This is a genomic window from Curtobacterium sp. MCPF17_018 (genome assembly GCF_003234135.1).
GTDB classification, from domain to species: domain Bacteria; phylum Actinomycetota; class Actinomycetes; order Actinomycetales; family Microbacteriaceae; genus Curtobacterium; species Curtobacterium flaccumfaciens.
This window is the reverse complement of the sequence record NZ_QKSJ01000008.1, coordinates 167,855-179,669: the sequence shown is the minus strand read 5'-3', so window position 1 is coordinate 179,669 and position 11,815 is coordinate 167,855. Positions and strand designations below refer to the sequence as shown.

10 protein-coding genes are annotated in these 11,815 nt (G+C 72.6%); 5 read left to right on the top strand and 5 right to left on the bottom strand.

Translation table 11 applies throughout. The features are described 5' to 3' along the window. Positions 1-66 precede the first annotated feature (66 nt). Both sucD and sucC read right to left on the bottom strand, forming a co-directional pair. The gene (sucD, locus tag DEJ27_RS11325) at positions 67-954 is read right to left on the bottom strand and encodes a succinate--CoA ligase subunit alpha (RefSeq protein ID WP_111090930.1); all 888 of its coding nucleotides are present in this window, start codon (positions 952-954) and stop codon (positions 67-69) included. Positions 955-965: 11 nt separating this feature from the next. Beyond that, positions 966-2,135: an ADP-forming succinate--CoA ligase subunit beta gene (gene sucC, locus DEJ27_RS11320; RefSeq protein WP_111090929.1), complete on the bottom strand. Its 1,170-nt coding sequence runs from the start codon at positions 2,133-2,135 to the stop codon at positions 966-968. A gap of 223 nt (positions 2,136-2,358) precedes the next feature. Between sucC and DEJ27_RS11315 the strand changes: the two genes are divergently transcribed. The 5 genes from DEJ27_RS11315 (at position 2,359) to DEJ27_RS11300 (ending at position 6,461) form a co-directional block, all read left to right on the top strand. Next, positions 2,359-3,990, top strand: coding sequence for a RecQ family ATP-dependent DNA helicase (locus tag DEJ27_RS11315; RefSeq protein ID WP_111090942.1), 1,632 nt, complete (start codon positions 2,359-2,361; stop codon positions 3,988-3,990). A 232-nt stretch (positions 3,991-4,222) separates the two neighbouring features. Next, positions 4,223-4,522 carry a hypothetical protein gene (locus DEJ27_RS11310; protein WP_110859541.1) on the top strand — a complete coding sequence of 100 codons (300 nt, stop codon included), beginning with the start codon at positions 4,223-4,225 and terminating at the stop codon, positions 4,520-4,522. Between the two features lie 42 nt (positions 4,523-4,564). Further along, complete coding sequence (locus tag DEJ27_RS17765) at positions 4,565-4,927, top strand: hypothetical protein (protein ID WP_181430139.1); 363 nt, start codon at positions 4,565-4,567, stop codon at positions 4,925-4,927. Further along, positions 4,924-5,757, top strand: a complete 834-nt coding sequence (locus tag DEJ27_RS11305) for an oxygenase MpaB family protein (RefSeq protein ID WP_181430138.1) — start codon at positions 4,924-4,926, stop codon at positions 5,755-5,757. The genes DEJ27_RS17765 and DEJ27_RS11305 overlap by 4 nt, the downstream gene beginning before the upstream one ends. A 65-nt stretch (positions 5,758-5,822) precedes the next feature. Further along, on the top strand, positions 5,823-6,461 hold the full coding sequence (locus tag DEJ27_RS11300; RefSeq protein ID WP_111090927.1) for a pyridoxal 5'-phosphate synthase: 639 nt from the start codon (positions 5,823-5,825) through the stop codon (positions 6,459-6,461). 26 nt (positions 6,462-6,487) lie between these two features. Here the strand turns inward: DEJ27_RS11300 and DEJ27_RS11295 are convergent, their stop codons facing one another. The 3 genes from DEJ27_RS11295 to DEJ27_RS11285 are packed head-to-tail and all read right to left on the bottom strand — an operon-like array spanning position 6,488 to position 11,729. Continuing rightward, a complete protein-coding gene (locus DEJ27_RS11295; protein WP_258370343.1) occupies positions 6,488-8,893 on the bottom strand; it encodes a GNAT family N-acetyltransferase in 2,406 nt (801 codons plus the stop codon). Further along, a complete protein-coding gene (locus DEJ27_RS11290; RefSeq protein WP_111090926.1) occupies positions 8,890-10,308 on the bottom strand; it encodes a lysine N(6)-hydroxylase/L-ornithine N(5)-oxygenase family protein in 1,419 nt (472 codons plus the stop codon). The genes DEJ27_RS11295 and DEJ27_RS11290 overlap by 4 nt, the downstream gene beginning before the upstream one ends. After that, positions 10,305-11,729, bottom strand: a complete 1,425-nt coding sequence (locus DEJ27_RS11285) for a pyridoxal-dependent decarboxylase (protein WP_111090925.1) — start codon at positions 11,727-11,729, stop codon at positions 10,305-10,307. Before DEJ27_RS11285 ends, DEJ27_RS11290 begins: the two co-directional genes overlap by 4 nt. Positions 11,730-11,815 lie beyond the last annotated feature (86 nt).

Below are 11,815 nucleotides of genomic sequence, written 5' to 3'. Positions count from 1 at the left end.
AGGCTCGGCGCGGAACCCGCACCGAGCCTCCCGGCTTCCTCCCGACCGTCTGCCGGGCGCTGGTCGCTAGCGAGCGGCGACGACCTCGCGCAGCAGCGCGGCGGTCTCGGACGGCGTCTTGCCGACCTTGACGCCGGCGGCCTCGAGCGCCTGCTTCTTCGCCTCGGCGGTGCCGGCCGAACCGGACACGATCGCGCCGGCGTGGCCCATCGTCTTGCCCTCGGGAGCGGTGAAGCCCGCGACGTAGCCGACGACCGGCTTGGTGACGTGCGCCTTGATGAACTCGGCGGCGCGCTCTTCCGCGTCGCCACCGATCTCGCCGATCATCACGATGGCCGAGGTGCTGGGGTCGGCCTCGAACGCGGCGAGCGCGTCGATGTGCGTGGTGCCGATGACCGGGTCGCCGCCGATGCCGATGGCGGTCGAGAAGCCCAGGTCACGGAGCTCGTACATCATCTGGTAGGTCAGGGTGCCGGACTTCGAGACGAGCCCGATCGGGCCCTTGCCGGTGATCGTCGCCGGGGTGATGCCGACGAGGGACTCCCCCGGGGTGATGATGCCGGGGCAGTTCGGCCCGATGATCCGGGTCGTGCCGCCCTTCGCCTTGGCGTGCGCCCAGAACTCGGCCGAGTCCTGCACGGGGATGCCCTCGGTGATGACGACGACGAGCGGGATCTCGGCGTCGATGGCCTCCGTCACCGCGTCCTTCGCGAACGCCGGCGGGACGAAGACGATCGAGACGTCGGCACCGGTGGTGTCGATGGCCTCGCGCACCGAGCCGAAGACCGGCAGCGACACGTCGCCGTGGGTGACGGTGGTGCCGGCCTTGCGGGCGTTCACACCGCCGACGACGTTCGTGCCGGCCTTGAGCATCAGGGCGGTGTGCTTCGTGCCCTCGCCACCGGTGATGCCCTGGACGATGACCTTGGAGTCCTTGTTGAGGAAGATCGACATGGTCAGTCCCTTCAGGCCGCTGCGGCGGCGAGTTCGGCGGCCTTCTCGGCCGCATCGTCCATGGTCGCGGCGACGGTGACGAGCGGGTGCGCTGCCTCCGCCAGGATCCGGCGACCCTCTTCCACGTTGTTGCCGTCGAGTCGCACGACGAGCGGCTTGGTGGCCGCGTCGCCGAGGATGCCGAGCGCGGCGACGATGCCGTTCGCGACGGCGTCGCAGGCGGTGATGCCGCCGAAGACGTTCACGAACACGCTCTTCACCTGCGGGTCGCCGAGGATGACGTCGAGGCCGTTGGCCATGACCTCGGCCGAGGCGCCGCCGCCGATGTCGAGGAAGTTGGCGGGCTTCACGCCGCCGTGGCGCTCACCGGCGTAGGCGACGACGTCGAGGGTCGACATGACGAGCCCCGCGCCGTTGCCGATGACGCCGACCTGGCCGTCGAGCTTGACGTAGTTCAGCCCGTGGGCCTTCGCCTTGGCCTCGAGCGGGTCCTCGCTTGCGGTGTCCTCGAGCTGCTTGTGGCCCTCGTGCCGGAAGTCGGCGTTCTCGTCGAGCGACACCTTGCCGTCGAGTGCCAGGATCTGGCCGTCGCCGGTGCGGACGAGGGGGTTCACCTCGACGAGGGTCGCGTCCTCGCCCTTGTAGACGTCGTAGAGCTTCACGAAGACGTCGGCGACCTGATCGCGGAGCGACTCCGGGAAGTTCGCCCGCGCGGCGATCTCGAGCGCGGCGGCCTTGTCGATGCCCGTCAGCGGGTCGACCTCGACCCGGGCGAGCGCCTCGGGCTTCTCGACGGCGAGCTGCTCGATCTCCATGCCGCCCTCGACGCTGGTCAGCGAGAGGTAGGAGCGGTTGGCCCGGTCGAGCAGCACGGAGAAGTAGAACTCCTCGGCGATGTCGGCACCCTGGGCGACCATGACGCGCTGGACGGTGTGGCCCTTGATGTCGAGGCCGAGGATCGCCTGCGCGTGCTCGAACGCCTCGTCCGGGGTCTTCGCGACCTTCACGCCGCCGGCCTTGCCGCGACCGCCGACCTTCACCTGCGCCTTGACGACCACGACGCCACCGATCTTCTCGGCCGCCGCCTTCGCCTGCTCGGGGGTGTCGGCGATGATCCCCTGCAACACGGGGACGCCGTAGGACTCGAAGAGGTCCCTGGCCTGATACTCGAAAAGATCCACGCTGTTCTTCTTCCCGCACGGTTCGTGCGATCGGCATCGGTTTCCCGGTCGCGCTCTCCACATCGAGGGTCGCTCGATGTCGAGACAACGGCCGCCACGCAGCCTAGCGCTGCTCGGTGGACGGCCGGTGCACGGGAACCAGGCCCGGGTCGGCCTCGACCCGCACGAGCCGCTGCGCGCAGCGCTGGGACCGGCCCGAGGTCCCGCTCGGCACTGTGGATCGGTGCAACCCGAACTCCGTACCCGTGCCACCGAGGTCTTCGGCTGGACGCTCCGCCCCGACCAGGAGTCCGTCATCGACGCGGTGCTCGACCGCCGCGACGCCCTGGCGGTCATGCCCACCGGATCGGGGAAGTCCGCGATCTACCAGGTCGCCGGTCTCGGGCTGGACGGCCTCGTCGTGGTCGTCTCCCCGCTCGTGGCGCTGCAGGAGGACCAGGTGGTCGGGCTCGAGCACCATCCCGACGCCCCTCGCGCCGTCGCCCTGAACGCCACGAAGAAGGCACGGGACGTCGCCGATGCGTGGGACGCCGTCGCCGCGGGCGAGGTCGGGTACGTGTTCCTCGCCCCCGAGCAGCTGGTGAAGGACGACGTGCTCGAGCGCCTCCGCGATGCCGGGGTCGCGCTGGTCGCCGTCGACGAGGCGCACTGCATCTCGTCCTGGGGCCACGACTTCCGACCGGACTACCTGGCGCTCGGCCAGGTCGCGGAGCGCCTGGGCCGCCCGCCGCTGCTCGCCCTGACCGCGACGGGCTCCGCTCCGGTGCGGGACGACATCGTCGAGCGGCTCGGCATGCGCGATCCGTTCGTGCTCGCCTCCGGGTTCGACCGTCCCGGCATCCGGCTCGAGGTGGTCCGGCACGCCGAGGACGCCGAGAAGCGCCAGGCCGTGGTCGACCAGGTCGCCGAGCTCGACGGGCCCACAGTCGTCTACGTCGCCACCCGCGCCGCGACCACGGAGTACGCCGACGCCCTCGCCGCCCGCGGTCGCCGTGCGCAGCCGTACCACGCCGGCATGCGGGTGGCGGAGCGCGAGGCCGTGCACACCGGGTTCCTGGACGGCGGCGTCGACGTGGTGGTCGCGACGAGTGCCTTCGGCATGGGCATCGACAAGCCCGACGTCCGGTACGTCGTGCACGCCGACGTCCCCGAGTCGATCGACGCCTACTACCAGGAGATCGGACGGGCCGGGCGGGATGCCGAACCGGCGGGCGCCACCCTGCACTACCGCGCCGAGGACTTCGGCCTGCGCACGTTCTTCGCGTCCGGCTCGCCGCGGCCGGCCTCGGTCCGGGCCGTGTTCGATGCCGTCCCGGCGACCGGCTCGATCGCCCGCTCCGCACTGGTGGAGGCCTCTGGTCTGTCGTCCCGCACCGCCGGTCGAGCACTCAACGCCCTGCTCGACGCCGGTGCCCTGCGCGACGACGTCGACGGTGTCTCCCGGGTGCCGGACGGCCCGCAGGACGCCGACCGTGCTGCCCGTGCCACAGCCGACCGTGCCGCCGAACGGGAACGGGTCGAGGAGTCCCGCATCGCGATGATGCGCCAGCTCGCCGAGACGACCGGGTGCCGCCGGCAGTTCCTGCTCGGCTACTTCGGCGACGAGGTGCCGGAGCCGTGCGGGAACTGCGACACCTGCTCGTCCGGCACGGCCCGCGACGCCTCTGCACACGTCGCCGACGGTGCGAACGACGAAGCGTGGCCGCCGGATGCGCGCGTCGAGCACGCGGAGTGGGGCACGGGCGTGGTGATGAGCACGGAAGAGGACCGCATCACGGTGTTCTTCGAGTCCGCCGGCTACCGCACCCTCGCACTCGCCGACGTCGAGCAACGCGACCTGCTCGAACGCGTCTGAACGGACCAGGGACGAAAGCGCAGGCGGCCAGCGCACCGACCCCGACGACCCGGGCGGGGAAGGCGCGGCCGCTCGACCACCCGTCGGCGACCGCGCTCCACTCCCCCGAGCATCGGCGATGCTGCCGTGGCGGTGTGACCGGCAGGTGACGCCCGGGTGAACACGACACGAAACCGGACGGCCGCCAAGCGCCGACGGGTAGGCAGGAGGCCCGCAACGGAAAGGAACCACCATGAGCGACCCCGGCATCAGCCCCGTCGACGACTTCGAGTCCCAGCAGCGTCGCGACGACGACATCGACCGTGAGCACGTCGGCCCGTACGAGGCGGACGAGGCCGAGGAGTCCCTGCAGACGGTCACGAACGACGCGGTCGCCGGCGAGACCGTGGAGCCGCAACCCGGTGACGGCTCCGACGACGGTCCGACCGGTGGCTCCCCGCGCGAGGGCTCGCCCGACCTGTGGGAGCACGAGAACGAGCAGGACGAGGACCGCGCCGACCTCGGCAACGACCTCGGCACGAAGCCGCTCTGAGCTGATCAGGCCCCCCGGGACGCGGCTCGGTAGCATCGGGCCGTGTCCCGACGAGTCCGTGCCAGCGTCCGCAGCATGCCCTCGGCAGCGCGGCTGCTGGCGGTGGCGGTGATGCTCCTGATCGCCGCCGCGGCACACCTCGCCGCCCGCTCGGAGCCCGGTGGCCGCTGGGTCCCGCTCCTCGTCGTCGGCGTCGTCGGTGCGGTCGTCACCGGATCACCGACCCGCCTCTGGCCACTCCCCGCGATCTGGCTCGTCGCGACGCTCCTCGCCCTGACCGGTGCACCGGTCGACGCCTCGTCCGCACTCGTCGTCCTGGTCGTCGGCGCAGTCGCGCTCCTCGCTGCGATCGCCGTGGACCTGCGGCCCGTCCTGCGGGCGCGACGCCGACCGGGTGCAGCGTGAGCACCCCACGGCCTGGAGGCGCGACGCACGACCCGCGCCGTGCCTCCCGTCCGCCTGCTGGGCGCGTCCACGACCGTCACCTGCGTCGGTTCCTCGCCGACAGCACACCCGTGGCCGCGGGCGGCCGCGCCATCCTGCTGCAGATCGCCGACCCGGTCGTCGCGGCCGGTGTCCGACGGCACTCGGACTTCGCCCGGCGAACCCAGCAGCGGCTCGCCCACACCCTGATGTTCGTCTACGCCGTCGTCATCGGCACGGAGACCGACTCGGCGACCGCTGCCGGCTTCGTCAACCGTGCGCACCGGCCCGTCGTCGGCGCCGACGACGTCGACCGGCAGCTCTGGGTGGCCGCGACCCTGTTCGACTCCTCCCGGCGGGCGCACGAGCTGTTCGGCACACGCGTCTCCGCGGCCCGCGCCGAGCAGGTCCTCGCCGCCTACGCCCCGATCGCGACCGCGCTGCGGGTGCCGCCGGAGCGTTGGCCGACCTCGGTGGCGGTGTTCGACCGGTACTGGCAGCGGACGCTGGAGGGGCTCGAGGTCACCGACGACGCCCGCGGGGTCGTCCGTGACCTGCTGCACCCGCGGTTCGCGCCGCTGTGGGTGCGGGCGGCGATGCCCCTCGTCCGCGTCGTGACCGTGGGGATGCTGCCGGAACGGGTGCGCACGGCGTACGGCTTCGCGTGGGGGCCGCGGGAGGAACGGCGCTTCCGGCGCACCGTCCGGGTGGTGGCCGGGGTGCGGGCGCTGGTGCCGAGGGCGCTGCTGCGACTGCCGGGTCCGCTGCTGCTGCGGGCGATGCGGCGGACCGCGGGGCGACACGTCACGTGACCCGTTCGGTGCGTCACCGCCGGACTCCCTGAGCGCCGACCGCCGGCGCACGGTTGGGTGGGTGCATGTCCTCTGCCCCGCTCTCCGGTGACGACTCCCTGCACCTGCCCGAGTTCGACAGCCCGCCGGCGTCTCCGCTCGACCTCGCTCGCGAGTGGCTGTCCGCGGCGAAGGACCGAGACGTCTCCGAGCCGTTGTCGATGACCCTCGCCACGGCCGGGGCCGACGGCCGCGTGTCCGCTCGCACGGTCGACGTGAAGCGCATCGAGGCGGACGGACTGGTCTTCGGGACGTCGGAGGACAGCCCGAAGGGCCGGCAGCTCGCCGAGAACCCGCACGCGGCCCTGCAGGCGTACTGGCGCGAGACGATGCAGCAGCTCCGGTTCGAGGGCCACGTGGTCCGGCTGTCGGACGCCGAGTCCGACGCCCTGTTCGCGGACCGCTCCCCGAAGTCACGCGCGGCGACGGCCATCGCGGACCAGTCGGCCGTGCTCGAGCCGCGGACACTGCAGGACCTGATCGACGACGCGAACGACCTGCTCGACGACTCCGGCGACGACGTCCCCCGGCCGGCACGGTGGGTTGCCTGGCGTCTCGAGCCCGACATCGTGGAGTTCTGGCACGGCAGCCGTGACCGGATGCACCGACGACTGCAGTACGCACTCGCCGAGGGTGCCTGGTCGGCCACCCGCCTGCAGCCGTAGTCGGCGCGACGCCGAGCCCCCGCCCCCTACCGCCCGATCGGGTTCGCCATCACCCCCGCCCGGATGAGCGACGCCGACTGGTCCGCCAGGTCCACCATCGACAGGGTGTTCCGCAGCTGCAACCGGTTCAGGCACGAGTGCTCGAACGTCGGCACGCGCAGGTCCAGGGGACGACGGCGGTCCGGGTGCGCGTCGGCGTGGGCGTCGATGCACTCCCCCACGACCTGCCAGAAGCGGGACTCCGGCAGCACCTCGTCGTCGTCGAGGATCGCGGCGACGAACCGCAGCACACCGTCGAACACGTCGGTGAACACCGCGAGCGCGGCCTCGTCGTCGGGCACCGGGTGCACGATCCGGTCGATGTCGGCGGGTACCGGGCGGTCGTCGTGCCGCCCGAGCACCGCGGCCTCTTCCCCGATGTCCTTCATCACGGCGCGGACCACGACGCCGTCGCGCACGACGAGCACCAGGTTCTCGCCGTGCGGCATGAACACCAGGTCGTGCACGGTCAGGCAGTGCACGACGGGCAGCAGGTAGGCGTCGAGCCAGCGCCGGACCCAGACGTCGGCGGGCAGACCGGAGGCCTCGATCAGCGCCGAGACCACGGCGTTCCCCGAGGCGTCCCGGTGCAGCAGCGCCGCCATCGTCAGCAGTCGCTCGCCGTCCGTCACCCGCGGCAGCGGGCTCTCCCGCCACAGCGCCGCGAGCATCTTGCGCTGCGGCGAGGACACGTCGACCCGGTGGTAGGCGTCTCCCGTGTAGCCGATGGCGGCGTGCTCCCGGAGCACCGAGAACCCGGCAGCGGCGAGCGTGGGGTCGGCGGAGACGATCGACTCGACCCAGTCGTTCACGGCCGGGGTGTTCCGCATGTACGCGGGGGACATCCCCCGCAGGAACCCCATGTTCTGCACGGCGAGCGCCGTCTTCACGTACGACCGTGCCGGCTCGGTGCGGTTGAACGCGGTGCGGATGGACTGCTGCGGCTGGTACTCGTCGGGTCCCTCGCCCAGGTCGACCAGGTCCTGTCGGCCCAGGTCGGGTGCGAAGGTCACGGCGATCCGGTGCTGCCACTGCCACGGGTGCACGGGAAGCCACACGTAGTCGTCGGGGTCGAGCCCGCGACGCTCCAGCGTGGCACGGAACCCGGCCACGACAGCCGGCGACAGCTCTGACTCCCAGTGCGCCTGCTCGGTCCGGTCCGCGGCGAGCGCCAGGTGCGTGTGCTCGCGTCGAGCGGCGAGCCACCGGTACCGGAACCGGCCGCCGGACTCCGGCGCGAACGCCCGGTACTCGTCGAGCCCGAACCCGATCCGGCCGTTGGCGGCGACGAACGCCGGGTGTCCCTCGGTCATCGCCGACTCGACGTCCTGGAAGGAGGCAACAGCGGCGTCGACGGATCCCCCGGACCGCGCCCGCGCCGACTGCGCAGCCGACGGACCGCCCCGCCGGTGCTTCGCCGCGGCACTCGCCAGCGTCGACGCGATCTCCTCCAGGTACGTGCCGAGCAGTTCGTCGGGGAGCCCGAGCACCGCGCGCAGTTCGAGCACGAGCTCCTGCGCGCTGAGCGGCGCCGGCACCCCCGCACGGGTCCGCGTCAGCGAGGCCTCGTCCACCGACCAGTGCTCGAGCACGTGCTGCCGTGCGCGGAACCGGTAGGTCGACTCCCCCGCGTCGAGCCGCCACCCGTCCCCGTCGGGCACGGGTGCGGTCAGCCGTTCGTGGCTGAACTCCGCGATCGCCTTCGCGACGAGGTGCCGTTCGGCGGGTTCCAGGTGCTCGGGTCGCAGGTGTGCGGCCGGCCCGTCGTCGTCGGTCTCGCCGATCCGGTCGGTGTCGAGCACCGACAGCAGGGCCCGTTTGCCGTCGACGTCCACCTGGCGCAGCGCGCGGAACCCGACCTCGGCGTTCTTCGCCTGGACGGCGGTGTTCCGCACGTCCGGTTCGACGACGACCCGGCGCGCGCCGAGGGCGTCCCGGCAGTGCTCGACGACGGCACGCATCACCGCGCTGGTCAGGCCGTGGACACGACCCTCGACGGGCACCGGCGCGACGAGCAGGTGCATGCCGACGTCGCCGGGTTCGGCCGCCCACACGTCGGTGAGCAGGACGGCGGAGGGGTCGTAGGTCTCCGCCAGGAAGCACGGATCGCCGTTCCGGCGGCCGAGCCACACTGCCTGCGCGGGGTCCGCCTGCACGCCGGCCAGGTAGGCGCGCACGCCGTCCACGTCGAGGTCGCCCATCTCCCACCACGACGACGCCGGGTGGGTGAGCCACGACTGCACGACGGCGGCGTCCCGTTCCGGGTCCACGGGTTCGACGGTCAGGAGGCCCGGCTCGGCTCCCCCGGACGCGGTCGCCCCGTGCGCGTCGACCGTCGCAGTGCCCGTGCCATCGCTGCCCGTCACACCGGTGCTGTCGACGACGGCGCTCATGCGGACACCTCCGCACGCTCGGACGCGGGCCGGGCCGGCGCGCGCTCCGCGGCGCCGGGGCGGGCGGTGGACGGCTCCGAGGCGGGCAGGCCGAACTCCTGGAAGGCGATCCGGGCCTCCAGGCCGTACACGGGGCGACCCGTGACGGACCGGATGATCGACGCGTTCCGCCACGCACCCATGCCGAGGTCGGGCGCGGTCAGGCCGTGCGTGTGCTCCTCGGCGTTCTGCACCCAGATGCGTCCGCCCAGGGTGTCGACGTGGTGGTCGCGGGCGACGGCCAGGCGACCGCGGGAGTCGCGGGCGACGAGGTGCTCGACCGGGTCGAGGAACCGCGGGACCCGCGGGGTGTACCCGGTGGCCAACACCAGCTGCTCGACCTCGTGCTCGTACGTCTGGTCGAGCTGCTCGTGCCGGAGCGTCAGCCGGTACGCGCCGCGGTCGGCGAGCCAGGCGGCGTCGACGACGCTCGTCTCGGTCCGGAGCGTCGTCGGGACCGGCCCGAGCGCACTGATCCGGTAGAGCTGGTCGTACAGGTCGTCGACCAGGTCCGCGCTGATGCCCTTGTACAGGCCACGCTGCTCGCGCCCGAGGCGGTCGCGGACGGCTTCGGGCAGCCCGTGGAAGTGGTCCGTGTACTCCGGGCTCGTCATCTCGAGGGTGAGCTTGGTGTCCTCCATCGGGAAGAACCGGGGCGAACGCGTGATCCAGTCGAGGCGGTAGCCGTCCTGCCGGATGTCCTCGAGCAGTTCGCGGTAGACCTCGGCGGCGGACTGCCCGCTGCCGACGACGGCGATCGACCCGGCGTCGCGCAGTGCGTCGCGGTTCGGCAGGAACTCGGCGGAGTGGACGGCCGGTCCGCCGATCCCGCGCAGCGGGGCGGGGACGGACGGCTCGGTGCCGATGCCCACGACGACGTGGTGTGCGCGGTACGTCTCGGGACCCTGATCGGTCTCGGCGTGCACCGTGAACGTGTCGGTGACCGGGTCGTGCTCGACGGCGGTCACCCGGCGGCCCCACCGCAGGGTGTCGAGCCGGTCGGCGGCCCAGCGGCAGTAGGCGTCGTACTCGCTGCGCAGGGGGTGGAAGTCCTCGCGGATGTAGAACGGGTACAGGCGCCCGGTGTCCTTGAGCCAGGCGAGGAACGAGAACGGCGAGGTCGGGTCGGCCATCGTCACCAGGTCGGCGAGGAACGGCACCTGGATCGTGGCGTCGTCCAGCATCATGCCGTGGTGCCAGGCGAAGCCGTCGGCGGCGTCGAGGAACACCGCGTCGAGGTCGGCGATCGGGTCGGTCAGACAGGCGAGGCCGAGGTTGAACGGGCCGATGCCGATGCCGACGACGTCGTGCACGGCGGGGTCGGCAGCGGCGCGGTCGGCAGTGGTGGGGTCGGCGGCGGTGCGGTCGGTGGTCATCGGTTCGCTCCCTCGGTCTCGGTGGTGGCTGCGCGCACCCGGGCGGCCGTCGCGACGACGTGCTCCAGCGACGCGCGCATCTGCTCCGGCGTCGTCTCCGGGTTGAGCAGCGTGAGCTTGTTGCACGGCCGGCCGTCGATGACCGTCTTCGCGATGAGCACCCGGCCCTCGGCGAGCAGGGCCGAGCGGATCGGGGCGACCAGCGCGTCGGCGGCCTCGTCCGTCATGCCGGCGGGCTGCCAGCGGAACAGCACCGTGCTGAGCTGTGTCGGCGCGACGAGCACCAGGTCGGGGTGCTCCTCGACGATCCGGTGGGTGGCCCCGGCGAGGTCGATGACGGCGTCGAACGCGGACCCGATCGCGTCGGCACCGGTCGCCCGCAGGGTGGCCCAGAGCTTCAGGGCGTCGAACCGGCGGGTCGTCTGCAGGGACTTGTCGACCTGGTTCGGCTCGGCGGCGTCCTCGGGGTTCAGGTAGTCGGCGTACCAGGCGGTGCGGCGCAGGTCCTCCGGGCGCTGCACGAGCAGGGCGCTCGACGACACCGGCTGGAAGAACGACTTGTGCAGGTCGGCGGTCACGCTTCGGGCCCGTTCGACGCCGTCGAGCAGGTGCCGGCGGGTCGGGGACACGAGCAGCCCGCAGCCGTACGCGGCGTCGACGTGCAGCCAGACTCCCTCGAGGTCACAGACGTCCGCGATCGGCTCGAGCGGGTCGATCACCCCGCGGTCGGTGGTGCCGGCGGTGGCGACGACGGCCATCGGCGTCTGCCCGGCTGCGCGGGCGGCGGCGATCGCCTCGGCGAGGGCGGCCGGCACCATCCGGCCGGCGTGGTCGGTGGCGACGGCGACCACGGCCTCGAGCCCGAGCAGCCGCGCCGACTTCGCGATGCTGAAGTGGGTCTCCGCGGTCGTGAACACGGTGCCGCTGGTGCCGAGGGCCTCGCGCGCCAGCAGCAGGGCCTGCAGGTTCGACTGCGAGCCGCCCGAGGTGAAGACGCCGTCCCCCGCGGCGAACCCGATCCGACCGGCGAGCCAGGCGACGACGTGCCGCTCGATCTCGGTGCCGATACGGGACTGGTCCCAGGTGTCGACCGACGGGTTCACGGCGGCCAGGACCGACTCGGCGGCGACCGCGGGCAGCGCGACCGGGCAGTTCAGGTGCGCGAGGTACGCCGGGTCGTGGAACCAGACGGCCTCGCGGACGAACAGCTCGTCGAGTTCGGCGAGTGCACGGTCCGTCCCGAGGGGTTCGGCGTCGAGGTCGACGTCCTGCACCAGTGCCCGGAGGACCTCGGGAGCGGTGTCGGTCGTCGGACGGTCGGCGGCGGCGAAGCGGTCGGCCAGACGGTCCACCGTGGACGTCACGGCGGAGCGGTAGCGCTCGGCGGTGGCGGTGGTCAGGAGTTCGATGGAAGGTGTCACGTTAGGTAAGGCTAACCTCACAAACCGTGATCGTGCGACCCGAACGAGGGGCGGCTGTCCGGCCGTGCGTGTCAGACGCTCGTCTG